The following is a 22,713-nucleotide window of genomic DNA, read 5'->3' as shown; positions in this document are numbered from 1 at the left end:
CGCTCTGCGTCGTATGCCTTTCTGGACGCTCCGCGTCCTCTTGACGACGCAGAGCGTCGAGAACTGCGTTCCCACGCTGGAGCGTGAGGAACGATAACCTCAACTATCGTGCCCGATGCTCTGCGCTTCTGCCCGAAGGGCGTGTGAGCTTGCTCACGAAGACGCCGGTGCAGTCGCGACTATCGTGCGGCGCTCTGCGTCGTATGCCTTTCTGGACGCTCCGCGTCCTCTTGACGACGCAGAGCGTCGAGAACTGCGTTCCCACGCGGGAGCGTGAGGAACGATAACCTCAACTATCGTGCCCGATGCTCTGCGCTTCTGCCTGAAGGGCGTGTGCGCTTGCTCACGAAGAGGCCGGTGCAGCCGCTGAGCACTCCGCGTGGGCGTGCCGCCATGCGCTATCGCAAAACCCGGTAACCAAGCCTTACCCCTTCACCATACGACAACGACTAGCCTCATCGGGCCCATTCCTAACGCAAGGATGCTTCGATGCTGCCCACCATTTGCCTGATGACGTTCGCTCTTGTGTTTCTTCTGCCCGGCATCGGCCATGCCAGCCAATGCCCTGGCTGGTCTGCAGCCAAGGCACGCAGCGAGGTCACGGCCTTGCAACAGCAGGTTGCCGCGTGGGACGACAGCTACCATCGCCAGGGCATCTCGCAAATCCCGGACGAGCTTTACGATCAGGCGCGGCAGAAGCTGAGCGTGTGGCGCTCGTGCTTTGCCGTTTCCACACCCGAGTCCGATCCGCTAACGACAGCTGTTGGCCCGCTGCTTCATCCCGTACCGCATACGGGCGTTAACAAGCTGGCGGACGAAAGCAGTGTCGAGGCCTGGCTGAAAGGCCGCAACGACCTGTGGATTCAGCCCAAGATCGACGGCGTGGCAGTCACACTCGTTTACGAAAAAGGTCAGCTGGTGCAGGCGATCAGTCGCGGCGATGGGCGCAAGGGCCAGGATTGGACTTCGCAGGCACGACTGATAAAGGCCATTCCTCAGCGTCTACCCCAACATGACTCCCTGATCCTGCAAGGCGAGCTGTACTGGCGGTTGACCGATCATATTCAGGCAATATCCGGCAGCGTCAACGCGCGCAGCAAGGTGGCAGGCATGCTGGCGCGACAGACAATCAGCCCGCAGCAGGCTGATGCCATCGGGCTATTCGTCTGGGACTGGCCGAACGGGCCTGCCGATATGGCTCAACGACTCGCAGGCCTGCAAGCCATGGGCTTTGAGGACAGCGAGGCGTACACGCACCCATTGGAAAATTATGTTCAGGCTGCGAAATGGCGCGAGCACTGGTACCGCAATCCTCTGCCGTTCGCGACAGATGGCGTGATCATGCGCCAGGGCCAGCGCCCACCGATGCAACGCTGGCAAGCCAGTGCGCCCTACTGGATTGCAGCCTGGAAGCACCCTTACGCCCAGGCACTGGCCGAGGTGCGCAAGGTCAGCTTCAAGATTGGTCGCAGCGGCAGGATTACCCCTGTGCTGGAGCTGACCCCGGTACGTCTCGACGACCGTACCGTCAGCCGCATCAGCACCGGTTCACTGCAACGCTGGCAAACGCTGGATATAAGGCCTGGCGATCAAGTTGCCGTAAGCCTGGCCGGGCTGACGATTCCGAGACTCGACGGCGTGATATCCCGCGCGGCCGAGCGAGTTGAAATGATCATTCCGCAAGCCGATGACTTTCATGAGTTGAGCTGCTGGCAAGCCACACCAGGCTGTGAAAGCCAGTTCCGCGCCAGACTGATCTGGCTCAGCGGCAAGAAAGGCCTTGCGCTGCCCGGCGTCGGTCCGGGGACCTGGGACAAGCTTATTGAAAACGGCCAAATAGAGAGCCTGCTCGATTGGATGACCCTGAATCATGCTGAGCTTGCTAACATTCCCGGCTTCGCAGAGCGCAGCAGCGCTAAACTGCTCGCCAGCCTGCAAACAGCGCGCGAACGGCCGTTTCAGACGTGGCTCAAGGCCATCGGACTGCCGCCTACAGGAAGCGCAACACTTCCTGACAATTGGCAGGAACTGGCCGGGCGTAGCGTTGAGCAATGGCAAGCAGAGCCGGGCATAGGGCCTGGCCGGGCAGCGAAACTGAGGTCTTTTTTTCAGGCCCCAGAGGTGCAGGCATTGAGCCATCAATTGCAGGCTCAGGGTATTTCAGGTTTTAAGTAGCGGACGTCCATTTTTTGTCCGTGTTCAAACGGAGTTCATATGCAGTTTTTATCACCACTGATCCTTTTCACCAGTTGCACGCTGCTGGCTACAACGCTGCTGGCAGATGAGCAGGCACCCGCACCTTCCGAGTGCCAGATCAAAAGCCAGGAAATCAGCAGCAAGATTCAGGACGCCAAAACTGAGGGTAACAAGGCCGAGCAGACCGGGCTTGAGAAGGCCCTCGCCGAGGTCAATGCCAACTGCACCGAGACCTCATTGATCAAGCAGAGAAAGCAGAAGGTGCTGGACGCCAAGCAGGAAGTCAGCCGCCGCCAGACCGACTTGAACAAGGCCATGGACAAGGGTGATCCGGAGAAGATCAACAAGCGCAAGGACAAGCTGGCCGAGTCGCGTAAAGAGTTGCAAGAAGCCCAGACCGACCTTGAGAAAGTCCAGCCGGACGATTGATCAAGGTCGCGGCGCTGCTGCTTATCCGCAGCGCCGCAACCTGGCTGTCAGGATACGGCCGGGAAAGCCGACACGCCGAACAGCGCGACGATGAGCCCCATGCCCACCAGCCAGACTATCGAACGCAGTGCGGCGAGGTCAGCCAGATAGAAGATGATGTAAAGCAGACGACTGGTGATGAACAGCACGGCCAGTACATCGATGGTCACCAACTGCGCATTGCCGGCAATGTGCGCAATGATGACCGCTGCTGCGAACGCCGGGGTCACTTCAAAGCTGTTCAGTTGGGCAGCATGCGCACGGCGCGGGAAACCCTCCAGCTTGTCGAGAAAGGCGCGCGGGTCATGATTGTGCCCACTGCCGAATTTGCCGCTGCCGAACTTGGCGATACCGGCACACATAATCGGCAGCAGGATCGCGACCAGCACGCACCAGAAAGCAACTGTCATACGTCCATCCTTATAGGTTCAGCTTCATCTGAAGCATCCGGGCAATACCCGCTCACAAGCTATGAGCCGGGGGGCAGCGAAAGGTTCTTGAAGAACGACCAGCAACCTGACGCATTACACCAGTTTAGGAAAGATCAGGCTGAACGTAGTGAAGTGTCCGGGCTCGCTCTCGACCGTCACCTGCCCTTCATGCAGGCTCATGATGGAACGCACAATCGCCAGCCCAAGCCCCGTCCCGCCCTGCTGTCGCGCGCGGCTGACATGAACCCGATAGAAGCGATCGAACAGCCGCGGCAGGTGTTCGGCATCGATCCCCTCGCCCGCATTGCGCACCGCCAGTGACACTTCATCTGCATGCGTGGCAAGGGTGATAGTAATGACGCTGCCGGACAGACCGTGGCGAATAGCGTTGGACAGCAGGTTCGAAATCGCTCGCTGAATCATCAGCCGGTCGCCTGTTGCCTTCGCGTTGCCCTGAACCTGCAAGGTGATGTCGCGCTCTTCCGCCGAAGATGAAAACAGCTCGGCGACCTTGTCGGCCTCTTCGCGCAGGTCGATGACCTCAACCGGCAACGGCGCGGCAGGCTGGCTGACACTGGCCAGAAACAGCATCTGGCTGATCATGCGCGACATGCGCTCCAGCTCCTCGGTACACGATTCCAGCGCCTGCTTGTACTCTTCCGAAGGGCGCGGCCTGGACAGCGTGACCTGCGCCTTGCCCATCAGGTTGTTCATGGGCGAGCGCAACTCATGCGCGAGGTCGTCCGAGAACTGCGCCAGTTGCTGCACATCGCCGTCCAGCCGGTGCAGCATGAAATTGACCGCATGCGCCAGGTCGCGCAACTCATCAGGCAGGCCCTTCACTTTCATGCGATGAGACAGATCGCGAGCCGAGATCAGCGCCGTTACTTTTCTGAAAGCGCCCAACGGCCTGAGACCACGACGCACCACCCACCAGGCACCGAAGCCGACCAGCAGCAAGATCACCGGCAGTATCAGGAAAGTCGATTTCAAATAAGCGTGCAGCAGCGTGCTGTCGCTTTCCCGATCCATCGACAGCCTGACGAGAATGTCCTGCCCTGTCTTGAGGTGTATTTCCCTGTAACCCATCAGAATCTTGTGGCCGTGTACCGACTGCAATTCCTGAAAGCCTTGAGGTATGTGATCTGCCTCGGGGACAGGCAGGTTCCGGCCTTCCTCGTTACCGACCATCATCAATTGCTGCCGAGGGTTGCCCGCGTCGAGCACCATCAACGAATAGCTGTCGTGTCCGATGATCTGGTCACGCAGGGTATGAGGGTATTGAACAATGTCTTCGATGCCGAGAAAGCCCTCGCTCATGCTGTGTTCGATCTGCGCGAACTTCTCGTTCAGGCTGTCTTCGGCGCGCAGATCGAGCTGACGGGAAATAGCCGCATAAGCGAGCATTTCCATTACCAGCACCAGGCACGCAATCAGCGCAGTAACGGTCAGCCCCAGGCGCGTCGACAGACGCGTCGGTTTCATTCACGCACTTCCAGCACATAACCCACGCCGCGTAACGTGTGGATCAGCTTGGTCTCGAAAGGATCGTCGATCTTCGCGCGCAGGCGACGGATCGACACTTCCACCACATTAGTGTCGCAATCGAAGTTCATGTCCCAGACCAGAGAAATGATCTGGGTACGCGACATGACTTCACCGCTGTGACGCATCAGCAAGTGCAGGAGCGCGAACTCCTTGGTGGTCAGGTCGATGCGCTGGCTGCCGCGAAACGCCCGGTGCCGCCCTTGATCAAGCTCCAGATCGCCAACCTGCAACACCTTGGAGGTGGTGGTCTGCTCGCTGCGCCGCATCAACGTGCGGACCCTTGCCAATAGCTCGGGAAACTCGAACGGCTTGACCAGATAGTCATCTGCGCCCAATTCCAGGCCCTTGACCTTCTCTTCCAGGCGCCCTCGTGCAGTGACCATCATGACACGCGTACTGACCGTCTTCCTCAGGCGACTCAATACCTCCCAGCCGTCCATTTCCGGCAGGTTCACATCCAGTATCACCACATCGTAAGCCTGATGCTGCGCGAGATAGAGGCCATCGAGCCCGGTTGCAGCGATATCGACGATATAGCCACTTTCGGTCAGACCCTGATGCATGTACTCGGCAGTTTTCGGCTCGTCCTCTACGACAAGGATTCGCATAACCAGGCTTCCTGTTTGATGAACGGATGATGACGATGCCGTGCAGTGTACTGAAAAGAAACGCTTATCTTGCTGGATAACAAAATCGTAATTTTCCAGCAATCCCTGTGATAGCTCCGGTTACATAAAGTCCCCACAGCCAACTTCAGCGCCAAGGTGCCTGTTTGTTTTTTGTTTTGATGGGGTGCTTCATGGACAGGGTAATTCATGCGACTGAAGAACAACGTACGCACTCGGCGTACCGGTCTGGTAACAGGGTGCCCGGCATGAAAGTCGCCGCACTTTGTCTGCTGCTGTTGCCATTTGCTGCTCCCGGCATCGCAGCAGCCCAGGGCATCAGCCTGGCTCAGGCGCTGGACGCAGCCTTCGCCCGCAACCCGGAACTCGCCGCCGCGCAATGGGAGATCGGCGTTGCCGAAGGTGATCGCCAGCAGGCCGGGCTGATCCCCAACCCGGTGGTGTCTTGGGAGGTTGAAGACACACGCCGCGAGACCAGCACCACCACCGTGATGCTCAGCCAGGCACTGGAACTGGGCGGCAAGCGCGGAGCACGCATCGAAGCCGCCAGCAAGGGCCAGGACGCCGCCCGGCTGGAGCTGGAGCGACGCGGCAACGAACTGCGGGCCGAAGTGGTTCAGGCGTTCTACGCAGCGGCGCGGGCGCAGGCAGGTCTGGACCTGGCGCGCCAGTCCAGAACACTGGCAGAACGCGGCCTGCAGGTTGCCGAGGGGCGTGTTCGGGCAGGCAAGGTGTCACCGGTGGAAGCCACGCGTGCCCAGGTGCAACTGGCTGAAACCGACCTGCTGGTACGACGCGCCGAGACCCTGAAGATCAACAGCAATCGTGAACTGGCGCGCACCACCGGTTCGCCGGTCGCCTCTTTCGAGCGTCTGGAATACACCGATCTGTCGCCAGGCAAGCTGCCACCGAGCGCAAAGCTACTGAGCGCCATCAACCAGTCTGCCGAGCTACGCCTCGCTCAGGCGCAAATAGAACAGCGCGAAGCCGCGCTGGGTTCAGAACGCGCCAAGCGCATCCCGGACCTGACCGTCAGCGTCGGCAGCCAGTACAGCCGCGAAGAGCGCGAACGGGTCAACGTCGTGGGTCTGTCGATGCCGCTGCCGTTATTCGACCGGAATCAGGGCAACGTACTTGCAGCATCACGCCGGGCCGACCAGTCACGCGATCTGCGCAATGCCGTTGAACTCAAGCTGCGCACCCAGACCCAGTCCGCCCTCGATCAGTGGAGCACTGCGGCGCAGGAAGTCGAGTCCTTCAATCAGGTCATCCTGCCCGCCGCGCAGCGCGCCGTCGACACCGCAACGCGCGGTTTCGAAATGGGCAAGTTCGGTTTTCTGGAAGTGCTGGATGCGCAACGAACGCTGATTTCAGCGCGCAGCCAGTACCTGGAATCACTGGCGACTGCAACCGAAGCCCGAGTGGCTGTCGAGCGAATTCACGGTGATCTCAACCGGTTCAGCTTCAACCCCTGACTTTCCTTTTCCGCCTGTATCGAGCGTATCGCAAGGTGCCGCAAGCACCTGATCGCCGGGAGCATTTATGAACAACAAACGAAGCATTGCCATCACGCTGGCGGTGGTGGCCATCATTGGTCTGGGCAGTCTGACGCTGAACCCGCAGATGCTGCCATTCGCAACTGGAACAGAGCCGTCAGCCGATGAGCACGCGCATGAATCCGAGCAGGGCCATGCTGAAGAGCCAGACCACGGCAACGAGGCGAAAAAACCGGACGCCGCAGCCTCCGAGTCTTCCCATAAAGAAGAGGAAGAAGGACACATCGAACTGAGCGCCGAGCAGATCAAGACTGCCGGCATCGAGCTGGCAAGTGCAGAACCTCGACAGATGAGCACCACTGTGACCTTCCCCGGCGAAATCCGCTTTGATGAGGACCGCACCGCGCATGTCGTGCCTCGGGTCAGCGGTGTGGTCGAATCAGTGAAGGTCGATCTGGGTCAAGCCGTGAAAAAGGGCCAGGTGCTGGCGGTGATTGCCAGCCAGCAAATCTCCGATCAGCGCAGCGAACTGAACGCCGCACAACGCCGCCAGGAACTGGCCCGCCTGACGCTGCAGCGCGAGAAAAAACTCTGGGAAGACAAGATTTCCGCCGAGCAGGACTACTTGCAAGCGCGCCAGGAGTTTCAGGAGGCCGACATCAACCTGGCCAACGCCCGACAGAAGATCAGCGCCATCGGTGCCAGCCTGAACCCATCCGCGGGCAATCGCTACGAATTGATCGCGCCATTTGACGCCATGGTCGTGGAGAAACACCTCGGCATCGGCGAGATGGTCAGCGAAGCGAGCAATGCTTTCACGCTGTCCGACCTGTCGCGTGTCTGGGCCACCTTCGGCGTAGCGCCCAAGGATCTGGACAAGGTGGTGGTCGGTCGTCCGGTCATCGTCAGCGCGCCCGATCTGAATGCGCGGGTCGAAGGCAAGATTGGTTACATCGGCAGCCTGCTGGGCGAGCAGACCCGAGCTGCCGCCGTGCGCGTGACCCTTGCCAACCCGCAGGGTGCCTGGCGTCCCGGCCTGTTCGTGTCGGTGGAAGTCGCCGCCGAGCAGACCAGCGTGGCGGTCAGCGTTCCCGAGTCTGCGATTCAGTCGATTGAGGACAAACCCTCGGTCTTCGTACGCAACGCTGAAGGTTTTCAACTGACACCGGTAACGCTCGGTCGCCGCGATGGCGGCTACGTGGAAATCGTCAAAGGCCTGGCTGACGGCACACAAGTGGCTGCCGCGGGCAGTTTCATCCTCAAGTCGGAGCTGGGCAAAGGCTCCGCCGAGCACGCCCATTGATCTGCGTCACACGAGTACACCTCCATGTTTGAACGGTTGATTCAATTCGCGATTGAACAGCGCATCGTCGTGATGCTTGCTGTGCTGCTCATGGCTGGGCTGGGCATTGCCAGTTACCAGAAACTGCCTATCGATGCCGTCCCCGACATCACAAACGTACAAGTGCAGATCAACACGTCGGCACCCGGCTTCTCGCCGCTGGAAACCGAACAGCGCATCACGTTCGCCATCGAGACCAACATGGCAGGCCTGCCCGGTCTGCAACAGACGCGCTCGCTGTCGCGCTCGGGCCTGTCTCAGGTCACAGTGATTTTCGAAGACGGCACTGACCTGTTCTTTGCCAGGCAGTTGGTGGGCGAGCGCCTGCAGATTGCCAAGGACCAGCTGCCTGAAGGCGTCGACGCGATGATGGGGCCGATTTCCACCGGCCTTGGCGAGATATTTCTGTGGACGGTCGAGGCCCGAGAGGGCGCACTGAAAGAAGACGGCACGCCTTACACGCCGACCGACCTGCGAGTGATTCAGGACTGGATCATCAAGCCGCAATTACGCAACGTACCAGGCGTGGCCGAGATCAACACCATCGGCGGTTTTGCCAAGCAGTATCAGATTGCGCCCGATCCGAAGAAGCTGGCGGCCTACAAGCTGACGCTGAACGACCTGGTGGCTGCGCTTGAGCGCAACAACGCCAACGTCGGCGCAGGCTACATCGAACGCGGCGGTGAGCAACTGCTGATACGCGCACCGGGTCAGCTGGGCACCGTGGACGACATCGCCAACATCGTCATCGCCAATGTGCAGGGCACGCCTATCAGAATCAGCAGCGTGGCCGAGGTCGGTATCGGCAAGGAAATGCGCTCCGGCGCAGCCACCGAAAACGGCCGTGAAGTCGTGCTTGGCACCGTGTTCATGCTGATCGGTGAAAACAGCCGGACGGTGTCACAGGCCGTGGCCGCCAAACTCGCCGACATCAATCGCACACTGCCCGAAGGCGTCGAAGCGGTAACGGTTTACGACCGCACCAACCTGGTCGAAAAAGCCATCGCAACAGTGAAAAAGAACCTGATCGAAGGCGCAATTCTGGTCATCGTGATTCTGTTCCTGTTTCTGGGCAACATCCGTGCTGCGCTGATCACCGCCATGGTGATTCCGCTAGCCATGCTGTTTACCTTCACCGGCATGTTCACCAACAAGGTCAGCGCCAACCTGATGAGCCTGGGCGCGCTGGACTTCGGCATTATCGTCGACGGCGCGGTGGTGATCGTCGAAAACGCCATCCGCAGGCTGGCGCATGCCCAGAAAAAATACGGCCGCATGCTGACCCGCTCCGAGCGTTTCCACGAGGTCTTCGCCGCCGCCAGAGAAGCCCGTCGGCCGCTGATTTTCGGTCAGTTGATCATCATGGTCGTGTACCTGCCGATCTTCGCCCTCACCGGTGTGGAAGGCAAAATGTTCCACCCTATGGCGTTCACTGTGGTGATCGCCCTGCTCGGTGCCATGATCCTTTCGGTGACCTTCGTGCCTGCCGCCATCGCCATGTTCGTCACCGGCAAGGTCAAGGAAGAAGAAGGCCTGGTGATGCGCACCGCTCGCCACCGTTACGCGCCGATACTGAGCTGGGTATTGGGGCATCGCTCGATAGCGTTCGGCTTGGCCTTCGTGCTGATTGTCTTGTCGGGGTTCACCGCCAGCCGCATGGGCAGCGAGTTCATCCCGAGCCTGAGCGAAGGCGACTTCGCCTTGCAGGCGCTACGGGTTCCCGGCACCAGCCTGACCCAGTCGGTGGACATGCAGCAACGTCTGGAAAAAGCCATCATCGACAAGGTCCCGGAAGTGCAGCGCGTGTTCGCCCGCACCGGCACCGCAGAGATCGCCGCCGACCCGATGCCGCCCAACATCTCTGACAGCTACGTGATGCTCAAGCCGCAAAGTGAATGGCCGGACCCGGACAAGTCCCGCGAGGCACTGATAGCCGACCTGCAAAAGGCCGCCGCCAGTGTGCCGGGCAGCAACTACGAACTGTCCCAGCCGATCCAGTTGCGCTTCAACGAGCTGGTTTCCGGTGTACGCAGTGACGTCGCGGTGAAAGTGTTCGGCGACGACATGAACGTGCTCAACCAGACCGCCGCAAAAATTGCCGCCACCCTGCAAAAAGTGCCAGGCGCTTCAGAAGTGAAAGTGGAACAGACCACCGGCCTGCCGGTACTGACCATCAACATCGATCGCGACAAGGCCGCGCGCTACGGCCTCAACGTGGCCGATGTGCAGGACGCCATCGCCATTGCGCTGGGCGGTCGTCAGGCGGGAACGTTGTATGAAGGTGATCGCCGCTTCGACATGGTGGTGCGCCTGTCCGAGCAACTGCGCACCGATGTGAACGGGCTCTCCAGCCTGCTCATTCCGGTGCCTGCGAGTGCCAACAGCAACCAGCAGATCAGCTTCATCTCGCTGTCCCAGGTCGCCAGCCTCGACCTGGTGCTCGGGCCGAACCAGATCAGCCGCGAGAACGGCAAGCGTGTGGTCATCGTCAGCGCCAACGTGCGCGGTCGCGACCTTGGCTCGTTTGTCGAAGAAGCAGGCACCACTATCGATAACGGCGTGCAGATCCCGGCCGGCTACTGGACCAACTGGGGCGGCCAGTTCGAGCAACTGCAATCGGCCGCCAAACGCCTGCAAATCGTCGTGCCGGTGGCGCTGCTGCTGGTGCTGGCGCTGCTGTTCATGATGTTCAACAACCTCAAGGACGGCCTTCTGGTGTTCACCGGCATCCCGTTCGCCCTGACCGGCGGCGTCATGGCCCTGTGGCTGCGCGACATTCCGCTGTCGATCTCCGCAGGCGTGGGCTTCATCGCCCTGTCGGGTGTGGCGGTGCTGAACGGCCTGGTGATGATCGCCTTCATCCGCAGCCTGCGCGAAGAAGGCCGCTCGCTGCACGACGCCATCACCGAAGGAGCCCTCACCCGCCTGCGCCCGGTGCTGATGACCGCACTGGTCGCCTCGCTGGGCTTCATCCCCATGGCCCTCGCTACCGGGACTGGTGCCGAAGTGCAGCGACCGCTGGCGACGGTGGTGATTGGCGGGATTCTGTCGTCGACAGCGCTGACGTTGCTGGTGTTGCCGGCGTTGTATCAGTGGGCGCATCGGCGGGAGGATGAGGTCGAGGCGTTGAAATAGGGTTTCAAGTAACCGCCAAAGCTTCAGGAGGCTAGTGCTAGAGCATCCTGAAGCTTTCACCTGCCCGCAATGAACTTTCAGTTAGAGGAAGGTCGAAACACTCGCCATTGAAAGTAGAGTTCGTCCGTAGCTTTTATCCCACAGGATTTTCAGGGTTTTCCTGCTCATCAGTCGGCTCAGAGATATAGGCCGGTCCCGTTAATGTGCTTATCGTCCTGTTACAAATGGGCCGCGGGGCAGTACGTTGCCTGCATAAGGAGATGTAGCAGTTGATGAACAAGGTTCAAGCCGCATGACGCGCACCAGTCTCTACGACCGTATCTCTGAACGCCGACTGGCTGACGAAGCACTGGCGCGCGAGGAAGCCGAGCGGGCTGCCGCGCAACAGGCGCTCGACATCATTCAAGCGGCTATCCCCGTCCCACAAGCCTTGCGCGACGCAACCTGCAGTTTCAATTTCGGCGGGTTCCACTTCGGCTTCCCTGAAGATTTCCAGTGCAACGCGATTGAAGCCACCGTTCAAGTGGGCGGAGAGCCTGTCGTCGTCTCCATTCAACGTCGCGATGTACCTGAAGAGGCAACGCTTGCCGAAGCGTTCGCCGAAGCCGTCAAGGCGCTGCAGCCACTGCATGGCGAAGTCCAGGTCATTCGCCACTACGAAACGCTGTTGGCGGGCAATGCAGCGCTGGCGCTGGATTTTCATTTTCGCGCAGGCCTTGAAGAGCGGCATGGACGCCTGATCGGTGCCATCGTGCCGTGTGCCGATCACAACGAACGCCAATGGCTGAGCGTGGGCTGCGTGATTGACTCCGAAAAGCCCGCGCTGAAAACCTGGTTGCTGGATTTCGACAGCATGCTTGAAGGCCTGACCGCCCCCTGAACTCTATTTCATCGCCGACAGGACACGCTTTAATGGACTATCCGCTGCAGAACATCAGCGTCACGCCAGGTGATCGCACCTCCACTACTCGCAGCCCGCAGGAGTAACGGCGATGTTCGAGGCCGCGCGGTTACTGGATGATATCGAACACACCGGAGCGATGGCGGGCTTTGTGCTCGGAGCGATCGTGGGCATCGCGGCAGTGGCGTATGTCTCGCTCACCGTCGCCACGTGCGGGTTCGGCGGTTTTTTACTGGCCATGGCAGTCGGCCTGGCCGGTAATGCCATCGCCAGTATCGGGGAGAGTATCGGCAGCGCCTTCAGCTCTCCCGCGGGGCAGATCGAATCTGCCTCGCCCAACGTGTTCATCAATGGCCGCCCTGCTGCCTTTGCCATCGAAAGCACCGCCGTGTGTGACAAGCACTCGCCGATCGTCAAGGTGGCCGAAGGCTCCAGCAACGTCTTCATCAACGGCCAGCCCGCTGCGCGCAAGGGCGACAAGCTGACCTGCGGCGCGAAGATAGGCACCGGCTCGCCCAACGTCTTCATCGGCGGCGGTACCCAACGCTACCTGCCGGTGGACGACGAAGTCTCGGCGATGGCCCGTTACACCGTGGACATTCTGTTGGTCGTGGCCGGCGGCGCCAAGGCCGTGCTCAGCATTGCCAAGCTGGGCATGCAGGCCGGTCTGAAAGCGGCAGGCCCTTGCGCGCTGCAGTTTATGGGCGGTGTCTTTCTCGGGGACGCCATTTTTCGCTTCGGCGTCGCCCCCGTGGCCGAAAAAGTGCTGGGCGGCCTGCACGGCAACCCGGTCGACACCACCACCGGACGCAAACTGCTGATCGACGAGTCCGATTTCAGCCTGCCCGGCCTGATGCCGATCGAGTGGACACGCTTCTACGCCAGCGACCTTGATGTCGACAGCGCGCTGGGCAAGGGCTGGGTGCTGCCCTGGGAACAAAGCCTGCGGCGCAAGGGCAGCTTTCTGTACCTCAGCGACAATCAGGGCCGCAGCGTGCCCTTCGTGACACTGGACTACAACCAGCGCATCTACAACGCACAGGAACAGCTGTACCTGGTGCGTACCGAGGGTGGTCATTACCTGCTGCAAACGCTGGATAACGTCTTTTACTACTTCGGTGAAGTACCCGACGACAACCAGCCAGTTCCCCTGCAACGCGTCGAAAACGCCCTCGGTCATTTTCTGCATTTCGTACGCAGCGAAGACGGCGTTCTGACCGACATTTGCTCCACCGGCGGGCATCGCGTGCACCTGCACTACGACGAGGTGACCAACCGTCTGAGCACCGTCAAGCGAATCGTCGGCGACCAGGCCGTCGAGACACTGGTGCGCTATGGCTACGACAACAATGGCCAGTTGAACAGTGTATACAACCGCAATGGCGACTCGGTGCGCAACTTCAGCTACACCGACGGCCTGATGACCCGCCACGCCAATGCGCTGGGGCTCAGTTGCGAATACCGCTGGGAAGTTCTCGACGGCAAGCCGCGCGTGGTCGAGCACTGGACCAGCGACGGCGAGCACTTTCATTTCGATTATGATTTCGAGGCGCGCCGGACGCGCGTAACCGATGTGCTGGGACGTCGCGCCGAGGTGACCTACAACAAGGACCGTCGCGTCATCGCCAGCACTGATTTCGGCGGTGAGCAGTACCGTATCGCGCTGGACAACACTGGCAATATCACCGGCCTGACGCTGCCCGATGGCAACCAGCTGGGCTTCGAGTACGACGATCTGTCACGCCTGACCGCAGAAGCCGACCCGCTGGGCCGAACCACGCGTTATCAGCATCACTACAAGACCACACTGGTCAAACAGATCACTTACCCTGACGGCGCCATCTGGACGGCCCGCTACGATTCGAAAGGCAATCTGGTTGCCGAGATTGATGCGCTGGGTCAAAAGACCGAATACCTCAACAGCGAAGATGGCCTGCCGCACACCATCATCGATGCGACCTATAAATCCAAATACCTGTGGTGGAACAACCTGGCGCAGGTCGAGCGCTTCCAGGACTGCTCGGGCAAGAGCACCTGGTACCGTTACGACGAGCGCGATCAACTGGTCGCCGTCACTGATGCCCTGAACAACACCACCACACTGGAACGCAAACCCGGCGGCGAAGTGCTGAGCATCAACCATCCGGACGGCACCCGCGAGAGCTTCACCTACAACGCCCACGGCCAGGTCCTGACGCACACCAACGACAAGGACCAGACCACGCATCTGGCACGCAACGCCCGTGGCCTGCCGATCAGACGCCAGGACCCCAAGGGTTTTATCGTAGGCTACCAGTACGACAAAGCCCTGCGCCTTGCCGCGCTAATCAATGAAAACGACGCCACCTACACGTTCGCCTACGACGACTCCGACCGGTTGATCGAAGAAAAGCGCATCGACCAACTGACCCGCCGTTTCAGCTACAACCTCGGCGGAAACCTGACTCAGGTCGAGGAAATCGGCTACAGCGAGAAAGGTGAGCGACCACAGCGCAGCACGCATTTCGAGCGCGACCCGATTGGCCGCTTGCTGGCCAGACTCAACGACGACGCCCGTCAGGATTTCACCTACGACGACAGCGATCGCCTGCTGTCCATTCAGCGCACACCCACCGACGGTGGCAGAAAACTCGGTGTCACGGCCGAAAAACTGGAATTCGCCTACGACATTCTGGGCCGCCTGACACAGGAATCGTCGCCCCAGGGCACGCTGGCCTACGACTACGATCCACTCAGCAACCTGACCACGCTGACCCTTCCTACCGGCCAGCACCTGAACCATCTGTATTACGGCAGCGGTCACCTGCATCAACTGAATCTCGATGGCCAACTGATCAGCGACATGGAGCGCGACGACCTGCACCGCGAGATCTACCGCACGCAGGGAAAACTCACCAGTTGCTTCGGCTACGACGCCCTTGGCCGCAAGACCTGGCAGTACGCAACCACACTGCCCGCTGAAAAACTCTCACAGATCCAGAACCCGCTCATAAAACCAGAGCGCTACGTCGAACACGCCTACAACCCGATCCACCGCCGCTACGAATACGACCCTGCCGGCGAACTGAGCCGCACCCTCGACAAACTGCGCGGCGAGGTCACCTACGAATACGAAGCCAACGGCCGCCTGCTTGAACACAACCCCGAAAAACGCTTCGAAGGCGAAGCCTTTCGCTACGACGCCGCGGGCAACCGCCTGAACTTCAACACCAGCCGCTTCGACCGCGTCAAAGACAACCGCCTCAAACAATGGAGCAACCACGAATACAAGTACGACGCGTGGGGCAATCTGGTTGAGAAAATCGTCGGCATCGTCCGTTGGCAAACCTTCACCTACGACAGCGAAAACCGCCTGGTCAAAACCGAGACCATGGCCAACAGCCAGGTGGAAAGCACCAGCCGCTACCAGTACGACAGCCTGGGTAGGCGGGTCGCTAAAAAGTCGGAGATCAAAGGCAAGAGCGACGAGAAGCGCTTTCTTTGGCAAGGTCTCAGGATGCTGCGTGAAGAGGGTCCCGAGCACAGCAGCTTGTATCTCTATGAGCCTGGCAGCTATGCCCCGCTCGCCCGTGTTGATGAGAAAAAGGGCGAGTTAGAGAACAAGATCTACTACTTCCACACCGACCAGATTGGTACACCGCTGGAGATGACCGACGCCGAAGGGCAGATCGTCTGGCAGGCCAAATACCGGCCGTGGGGGGCGATTGAGAAGCTGGTGGTGAACGAGGTCGAGCAGAACCTGAGGTTTCAGGGGCAGTATTTCGATGTCGAGACAGGGCTTCACTACAACACGTTTCGGTATTACGATCCGGAGATTGGGCGGTTTATTACGCAGGATCCGATTGGGTTGAGTGGGGGGGATAATCTCTATCAATATGCGCCTAATCCTTATGGGTGGGTTGATCCGTTAGGTCTATGCAATATATTTTCGGGTACTGCAAAAGAAATCGGAACAATTACTACCAGAACAACAAAGAACACCACTCGACTAGGAGGTAAGGCTGGTGAGCCGGGAGTGAAAATAACCTATAAAGATGGCACGGAATTCGATATGACCAGTACTCGAGTCAAAGAAACAGAACTTAACCCTTATGTACCTGGAGCAACACGCCCAATACGATATGATAACCCTCTAGATACTAAAGGTATCAAACGAGCTCCTACTCAGCAGGAGCTGGACTGGTTTAACAGCATTAATTGGTAGGTGGAATATGATTGATTCAAAAGTCGGAGAGAGAGTGATGGTATCTATTCACTCGGAATATGGACCTTACATTAGAGTATCAACGTATGATGACGCTGGCGCATTAGAGGATTTGTTGGACGAGAAATATTTCGTGCTGTATTGGAAATCGACACCCCCTGAGCTGCTCGATGATGGAGGAAATGAATATTATTTTGGGAATGCTGCGGACCCTGTGAAACTACAGTCTATTTTAGACTCAATTATTTTCTGATTTCCAAAATGAGATTGCGCTATGACTAATGATTTACTTAATGCCTTTTGGGAGCAGGAGTTTAACGATTCTGTCCGAGAGTTGCTTGCGACTGCTGTGAAGGAATCTATAAAGCCAGGAGCCCAGCTCGCCATAATAGGTTTGGAGCTCAACTGTTTCGATGTTCTGTTAGACTTTGAGCGTGCCACTGCTACTTTAGGGGATGTCTTATCTTCAGGCACGGATAGTGAACAGGAAATGCCACTGTCGTTTTTTTTGAGGGCTTGTGGCTTAGGTGAGGATTAAGAGATAAAGAAATGGAAGTCAAGTGCTCACTTTAATACCATGAATTCAATCATGAATACAGCATCAAAGCGAGCTCACAGCCCCGATATTAATAATCTTGAAAACCATCACCTAAATGAAAGCTAAAGATATAATAGAAAAAGTCGACTTCAAATCGTACGTCTCTTCGAAGCTCTGCGACCCTATCACACGCGAATTAATTAAAAAATCAAAGATATCTAATATTACCTCTTTGCTATCGCCAGAAGTATCTATCTATGATGATCAAAATAAAAACACGCTAAAATTCATTATAGGATTCAGAGCCAACAATCTGGCAGCCCAAGGGCGCCAACTTAATGGCGCAGACCTATGTATAGCATCACTTGAAGCTTCAAAGGATGAGGCGTTGCGAAGCTGGGTCCCCTTGGAAATAGAGAATTATATTGTGATTTTTATAATAAACTCTGAGAGCCTTGAAATTGACGGCTGCATGTCACTAAGATAAAAACCCGAATTCGACACAACTAAGCCTTGCAACAAGATATGAAAACTAGAACACCCACAACTATCAAGAAATCAAACAATTTCAAATGCAAGCATCATCATTTGCAAAACATTAGCCAAGGATAGATGCCGTAATTCCGCTGCACATGCCCGTCATAAAACCTGGCCTGTTAGAGTATTCGCGCCTCTTCAAAAAAAGCGCCCCAAAGGACGCCTCACTCAATCATCCCTCCTCAAAGCACACTCAACGGATACTCCACAATTACCCGCACCTCATCCAGATCCGATTCGAACGCCGTGGCACGAGTCGTTGCCTGGCGCACGCGCAGCGACAGGTCTTTGAGTGATCCGGTCTGCACAATGTATTTCGCTTCGATATCGCGCTCCCAGCGTTTCTGGTCGGTCAGCGGGTTGCCTTGTGCGTCGCGGCGCATGTAGGTGCTGTTGGCGTTGGAGTAGTCGGCGTCGGTGCCTTTGCCGTAGCGGGTCATGAATGACAGGCCGGGCACGCCGAAGGTGAACATGTCGAGGTTGTAGGTGACCATCCACGAGCGTTCTTTGGGTGAGTTGAAGTCGCTGTACTGGATGGAGTTGGCCAGGTAGATGGAGTCGGACTGCCGGAGGTAGTCGAAATCGTCATCACCTTCGTTGCGCTGGTGCGAAAACGACAGGGTGTGCGCGCCGTATTGCAGGGCGACTTTTGCACTCCAGATGTCGTTGTCGAATTCGCCGAGCAGCTTTTTGCCTTCGTCAGTGGCGTTGTAATAGTTCAGGCTGCTGGTCAGTGAAAGTTCATCAGAGAGCGGCAGCACGTAGGACACTGAAGCGTATTTCTGATCCCAGGCGTCTTTGAGTCGGCTGGTGTAGAGGCCAAGGCTCAGCCTGTCGGTGGCCTGATAGTCACCGCCGAAGTAGGCAACCCATGGAGAGTCCACGGCACCGCCGTAGAAGGTGACGAAACCGTCGCGCATGTTGCTGGAAACGGGCTGGCTCATGGAGTGCAGGCGACCGCCTTGCAGGGTCAGGCCGCTGATGCTGTTGTTGACGGCGGTAACGCCGCGAAAGCTTTCCGGCAGCAGACGGGAGTCGCCGAAGGCAACCACCGGGGTGGACGGAAACACATCGCCCACGTTGACGACGGTGTCGAAGGCTCTGGCCTTCAGCGAGCCCCCGACCTTGGTGTATTCGTCACGGGCGCGCCCTTCCCCATCGACCGGCAGCACGTCGAATGCGCTGCGGCCGCCGTTGCGGCCGTCACCGGTGTCGAGCTTGATACCGATCATGGCAAATGCATCGACCCCGACGCCGAAGGTGCCTTGAGTGAAACCTGACTGGAATCGCCCGATGATGCCTTGCGCCCACGCTTCGGAGTAGCCATTGCCGGTAGGGCTGGATTCGCCGTTGCGGTGGTCGCGGTTCATGTAGAAGTTGCGGTTGAGTACGGTCAGCGTGCTGCCTTCGATGAAGCCTTCTTTTTGCTCTTCGGCGAATACGGCAGCCGGTGCGACACCGGCGAGGGTCGAACACAGGGCCAGTGATAGAGTTTTAAGTTGAGTCATGTGCGCTCCGTCTAATCGGCAGATTGTTATAAACATGTCGATCTGGCTGTTTTTATTAACCCGAGCGCTGCCAGTGGGGCACAATCTTGAAGTGGCGAAGATAACGCCGAGGTGACGGAAAGATTACAAATATGAAAGGAAGTGCATGACAGCACGCCGTTGCTCAATAAAACAAAATACGCTTTGACCGGTGTAATCAGACATTCAAGATAGGACGCAGAGCGTCCAGAACGGCATTCCCACGCTGGAGCGTGCGGAACGATAGGTGTCGTGCCAGTGCTCCGCGTTGGCATGAAGTTCGTGACGCTCTGTGTCACACCTTCAAGCGACGTTTTTGGCGGGAATAAAAAAGCGCCCCGAAGGACGCTTAAAGATTCGCCCCGACCAAAGGAGCAGGGAGCTACCAAGGGCGAATGGGGGTGCAGCGGGTCGGGCATCAAAGGCATCAGCCTTCGGACTTGGTCGACCGCTCGGCCTTGGCGTTGTCGTCTGTGTTGACGTAGCGCTCGGCTTTGTTGCTGCTGTTCTGTTCCTTGAAGCGCAGTTCCTGTGCAAGACGCATCTTGTCAGCCGCTGTGCTTGCGTACTCGTTGCCGTCGTCGGCGAAGGCTGCAGTGGCGGACAAGGCAGCTACGGCGAAAACCATCGACTTGATCAGTTTCATCATCATTACCTCTTTCGGTGTGTAAGGAGTTCCTTAAAAGCGCAGTGCTCGTCAGGGATGAAACAAGCTTACGTCCGGGTAGCTAACAGGAAGGTGAGCAGAGAATGACAATACTGTTAGAAAGCTGACATCTGCGAGATTACCGATTTGTAATGTTTCAGCCACTTTCCGGTTAGTGCGCACTTGGTAAGGTTGAACCACATTCAAACGGAGACAAAAGAAAATGCGTACCGCCAAATCGTTGTTACTTGCTCTGGTCATTCTTTCGCCACTGAGTGCTTACGCTTACACCACGGATGAAGTCAAAGCCACCACAGTGATCAAGGAACACCAGGCCAGCGTGCAGAAATACGCGGCTATCCATAACAAGCCGATGCCGGAGATCAAGGAGTACAAATACGGAATGAAGCTCGACGTTGCCAAGGTCATTCGCAAATCCCCGGATCTGCAAACCTGTAGCGTGATGCCGAAACTGATGACCTACGAGGACTCCAAAGGCAAGCTGAACACCGTGCAGTACCAGGTCCTGAGCGGGTGCAGAAACAGCCAGTGATTCTGAACCTGCCAGGGAGGCCACCCACCGTTACATCCCCCGTCAGCCCGGACCGTTATCCGGGCTGACTTTTTTGTGTCTGCAATGCCCCGCTTCTTGCGCTTTCAAGCCTGCTTCATGCACTGATTCCTGCCTTTTTTGCAACATCACCGCATCTGCGTGGTCAACGCAAACCCCACTGTGTCGTGTCGCGATGTGTCTGGACATGGATCCGGTCCATCAAACACAGGCTCGGTTACGGTGATCGAGACACTGCACTTACGGATTCTGGAATGACGGATGCTTGAACTTGCTGCTGGTTTTATCTGCCTCACTGCGCTGCTGACCTATGTGAACTATCGCTTTATCGGTCTGCCGCCCACCATCGGTGTCATGGTCACCGCGCTGATGTTCTCTTTGCTGCTGCAAGGGCTGAGTTTTCTGGGCTATCCCGGTCTGGAAGATCGCGTCCAGCAGCTGATCGGTCAGATCGACTTCGGCGACCTGCTGATGAACTGGATGCTGTCCTTCCTGCTGTTCGCCGGCGCGCTGCACGTCAACCTTGCCGACCTGAGAAGCTATCGCTGGCCCATCGGCCTGCTGGCAACCTTCGGTGTACTGATTGCCACCACCGTGATCGGCGCGCTGGCCTACTGGATCTTTGCCCTGTTCGGCTGGCACGTCAGCCCGTTGTACTGCCTGCTGTTTGGTGCGCTGATCTCGCCCACAGACCCGATTGCCGTGCTCGGTGTGTTGCGTACCGCCAACGCCTCGAAACCGCTGAAAACCACCATCGTTGGTGAAAGCCTGTTCAACGATGGCACGGCGGTGGTGGTGTTCACCGTTCTGCTGGGTATCGCGCAGCTGGGCGAAACGCCGACGGTTGGCGAAACCGCCCTGCTGTTCGTCCACGAAGCAGTCGGCGGTGTGCTGTTCGGCGGCCTGATTGGCTATGCCGTGTACCTGATGATCAAAAGCATCGAGCAGTATCAGATCGAAGTCATGCTGACTCTCGCACTGGTGATCGGCGGCTCGGCAATGGCCTCCGAGCTGCATGTGTCAGGCCCTATCGCGATGGTCGTGGCCGGGCTGATCATCGGCAACCTGGGGCGTAATCTGGCAATGAACGACATGACCCGTCGTTACATGGACGGTTTCTGGGAATTGCTGGATGACATGCTCAACGCGTTGCTGTTTGCGTTGATCGGCATGGAGCTGTTGCTGCTGCCGTTCTCTTGGCAGCACCTGATTGCCGCCAGCCTGTTGGCCGTGGCAATTCTGCTGTCGCGCTTTGTCACCGTGGCCCCTGCGATTCTGCTGCTGCGGCGCTGGCGCAAGGTGCCACACGGTACGATCCGCATCCTGACCTGGGGCGGCTTGCGCGGCGGTGTTTCGGTGGCACTGGCGCTGGCCTTGCCCACCGGGCCGGAGCGTGACCTGCTGCTGAGCATCACCTATATCGTGGTGTTGCTGTCGATCCTCTTGCAGGGCCTGACGATCGGCAAGCTGGTGCATGCCGTCACCCGCTCGCCACAGGCGAAAGAGCCGGCAGAGCATTGATCAGAGTGATGCAGCGGCTCGCCGGTACTCACTGGGCGTCTGCTGCATCTCCACGCGGAAATGCCGGTTGAAGTTGGACAGGTTGGCGTAACCCACTTCAAAGCAGATGTCCGACACCGACATCTCGCTGTGCAGCAGCAACCGGCAAGCCCGCTGAACCCGCAGCTTGCGCATCAGATCGATAAAACAATGGCCCGTGGTGCGCTTGAAGAAGCGTGAAAAACCCGGATCGCTCATGTCCAGCCGCTGCGCGATGACGGACAGGCGAATATCGCTGGTCAATTCAGTCAGCAGATAATCGAACGCCTTGTTGATCCGCTCGGAACTGCGCGCATCCAGGGTCGGGGCATACCAGGCGCTGGCCAGCAGACGAGCCTCCTGCGCAGGTGCCTTCATCAGTGTATTGACCAGTTGTAGAAACAGAATCAGCCGTTCCAGGCCTTGTGCCGGGCCGATCTGCTCCAGCAGTTGCGCAGCCTGCATGGCCGTTTCGCCGGTGAACTCCAACCCGCGACGTGCCTGTTCGAACAGACGCTGCAAATCGCCCAGTTCCGGCAGCGTGCCACGTAGCGCCAGCAACGCCGCGCCATCGAACTGCAACACCACGTCACGCCCGGCCAGGTGCTCGCCGGGGGCAAGATCGCCGATCCAGTCGTGGGGCAGATCGGGACCGATCAGGGCCACATGACCGGCACCGAACTCACCGATGTAATCACCGGCCACCAGCTTGCCACTGCCCTGGCGGATCAGGTGGATTTCAAATTCTGGATGGTGGTTCCAGCGGGCCAGCGAGTAGGGATAGTCGTGCTCGTACCAGCGAAAGCAGTGGTCTGGTTGCGGGAGAATAACCTCAAGCTCGGCGGGACGCTGCTCGAACAAGGCCGCTCGGCTATCAGGCACTGGATGCCCCTTTTATCGTTATAAATGCTCTATGGACACCTAAACATACGCCCTACGGCTCGGCCAGTGCTAGCTCACAATTAATCCGCCACCGGTACTTTTTTGCTTTCAGAGCGCCGCATGGCAA

The 22,713-nt window shown here is 58.3% G+C and carries 17 protein-coding genes; 11 read left to right on the top strand and 6 right to left on the bottom strand.

Features of this window, described 5'->3' with window-relative positions; all coding sequences use genetic code 11:
* Window positions 1-489: 489 nt before the first annotated feature.
* Together ligB and RYC17_RS24605 are read left to right on the top strand one after the other, a co-directional pair.
* Window positions 490-2,175, top strand: coding sequence for an NAD-dependent DNA ligase LigB (gene ligB / locus RYC17_RS24610; RefSeq protein ID WP_316904627.1), 1,686 nt, complete (start codon window positions 490-492; stop codon window positions 2,173-2,175).
* Window positions 2,176-2,214: 39 nt separating this feature from the next.
* On the top strand, window positions 2,215-2,625 hold the full coding sequence (locus tag RYC17_RS24605; RefSeq protein ID WP_005746924.1) for a DUF1090 domain-containing protein: 411 nt from the start codon (window positions 2,215-2,217) through the stop codon (window positions 2,623-2,625).
* Between the two features lie 47 nt (window positions 2,626-2,672).
* Here RYC17_RS24605 and RYC17_RS24600 read toward each other — a convergent pair whose 3' ends face one another.
* The 3 genes from RYC17_RS24600 to RYC17_RS24590 all read right to left on the bottom strand — a co-directional run bounded on the left by RYC17_RS24600 (window position 2,673) and on the right by RYC17_RS24590 (window position 5,251).
* Window positions 2,673-3,074 carry an MAPEG family protein gene (locus RYC17_RS24600; protein ID WP_058402397.1) on the bottom strand — a complete coding sequence of 134 codons (402 nt, stop codon included), beginning with the start codon at window positions 3,072-3,074 and terminating at the stop codon, window positions 2,673-2,675.
* Between the two features lie 114 nt (window positions 3,075-3,188).
* On the bottom strand, window positions 3,189-4,580 hold the full coding sequence (locus RYC17_RS24595) for a heavy metal sensor histidine kinase (RefSeq protein ID WP_058402398.1): 1,392 nt from the start codon (window positions 4,578-4,580) through the stop codon (window positions 3,189-3,191).
* Window positions 4,577-5,251, bottom strand: a complete 675-nt coding sequence (locus tag RYC17_RS24590) for a heavy metal response regulator transcription factor (RefSeq protein WP_004654919.1) — start codon at window positions 5,249-5,251, stop codon at window positions 4,577-4,579. The genes RYC17_RS24595 and RYC17_RS24590 overlap by 4 nt, the downstream gene beginning before the upstream one ends.
* Window positions 5,252-5,517: 266 nt before the next feature.
* Between RYC17_RS24590 and RYC17_RS24585 the strand changes: the two genes are divergently transcribed.
* The 7 genes from RYC17_RS24585 to RYC17_RS24555 all read left to right on the top strand — a co-directional run bounded on the left by RYC17_RS24585 (window position 5,518) and on the right by RYC17_RS24555 (window position 16,885).
* The gene (locus RYC17_RS24585) at window positions 5,518-6,744 is read left to right on the top strand and encodes a TolC family protein (RefSeq protein ID WP_057402865.1); all 1,227 of its coding nucleotides are present in this window, start codon (window positions 5,518-5,520) and stop codon (window positions 6,742-6,744) included.
* 67 nt (window positions 6,745-6,811) lie between these two features.
* Window positions 6,812-8,068 carry an efflux RND transporter periplasmic adaptor subunit gene (locus RYC17_RS24580; protein WP_316904626.1) on the top strand — a complete coding sequence of 419 codons (1,257 nt, stop codon included), beginning with the start codon at window positions 6,812-6,814 and terminating at the stop codon, window positions 8,066-8,068.
* A 24-nt stretch (window positions 8,069-8,092) separates the two neighbouring features.
* A complete protein-coding gene (locus RYC17_RS24575) occupies window positions 8,093-11,242 on the top strand; it encodes a CusA/CzcA family heavy metal efflux RND transporter (RefSeq protein WP_316904625.1) in 3,150 nt (1,049 codons plus the stop codon).
* Window positions 11,243-11,534: 292 nt separating this feature from the next.
* Window positions 11,535-12,122 (top strand): hypothetical protein, encoded by a 588-nt coding sequence (locus tag RYC17_RS24570; RefSeq protein ID WP_219170498.1) that lies wholly within the window; start codon window positions 11,535-11,537, stop codon window positions 12,120-12,122.
* 112 nt (window positions 12,123-12,234) lie between these two features.
* Entirely contained in the window at window positions 12,235-16,347 is a 4,113-nt protein-coding gene (locus RYC17_RS24565) for an RHS repeat-associated core domain-containing protein (protein WP_257605723.1), read from the top strand.
* 7 nt (window positions 16,348-16,354) lie between these two features.
* The gene (locus tag RYC17_RS24560; RefSeq protein WP_219170502.1) at window positions 16,355-16,600 is read left to right on the top strand and encodes a hypothetical protein; all 246 of its coding nucleotides are present in this window, start codon (window positions 16,355-16,357) and stop codon (window positions 16,598-16,600) included.
* 21 nt (window positions 16,601-16,621) lie between these two features.
* Window positions 16,622-16,885 (top strand): hypothetical protein, encoded by a 264-nt coding sequence (locus RYC17_RS24555; protein ID WP_219170504.1) that lies wholly within the window; start codon window positions 16,622-16,624, stop codon window positions 16,883-16,885.
* Window positions 16,886-17,604: 719 nt separating this feature from the next.
* Here RYC17_RS24555 and RYC17_RS24550 read toward each other — a convergent pair.
* The gene (locus RYC17_RS24550; protein WP_316904624.1) at window positions 17,605-18,930 is read right to left on the bottom strand and encodes an OprD family porin; all 1,326 of its coding nucleotides are present in this window, start codon (window positions 18,928-18,930) and stop codon (window positions 17,605-17,607) included.
* Window positions 18,931-19,375: 445 nt separating this feature from the next.
* Window positions 19,376-19,600, bottom strand: a complete 225-nt coding sequence (locus RYC17_RS24545; protein WP_004663296.1) for a hypothetical protein — start codon at window positions 19,598-19,600, stop codon at window positions 19,376-19,378.
* A 217-nt stretch (window positions 19,601-19,817) separates the two neighbouring features.
* Between RYC17_RS24545 and RYC17_RS24540 the strand changes: the two genes are divergently transcribed.
* Window positions 19,818-20,147 carry a DUF2790 domain-containing protein gene (locus RYC17_RS24540; protein ID WP_004663292.1) on the top strand — a complete coding sequence of 110 codons (330 nt, stop codon included), beginning with the start codon at window positions 19,818-19,820 and terminating at the stop codon, window positions 20,145-20,147.
* Window positions 20,148-20,426: 279 nt separating this feature from the next.
* A complete protein-coding gene (locus RYC17_RS24535) occupies window positions 20,427-21,686 on the top strand; it encodes a cation:proton antiporter (protein WP_005733888.1) in 1,260 nt (419 codons plus the stop codon).
* Here RYC17_RS24535 and RYC17_RS24530 read toward each other — a convergent pair whose 3' ends face one another.
* Window positions 21,687-22,586, bottom strand: coding sequence for an AraC family transcriptional regulator (locus RYC17_RS24530; RefSeq protein ID WP_122258828.1), 900 nt, complete (start codon window positions 22,584-22,586; stop codon window positions 21,687-21,689). It abuts the gene before it with no gap.
* Between the last annotated feature and the right edge of the window lie 127 nt (window positions 22,587-22,713).

The sequence above is a fragment of the Pseudomonas syringae group sp. J248-6 genome, assembly GCF_032586995.1.
GTDB classification, from domain to species: Bacteria; Pseudomonadota; Gammaproteobacteria; order Pseudomonadales; family Pseudomonadaceae; genus Aquipseudomonas; species Aquipseudomonas amygdali.
The sequence above is the reverse complement of the archived record's forward strand: the minus strand, read 5'-3'. Positions and strand labels throughout refer to the sequence as shown.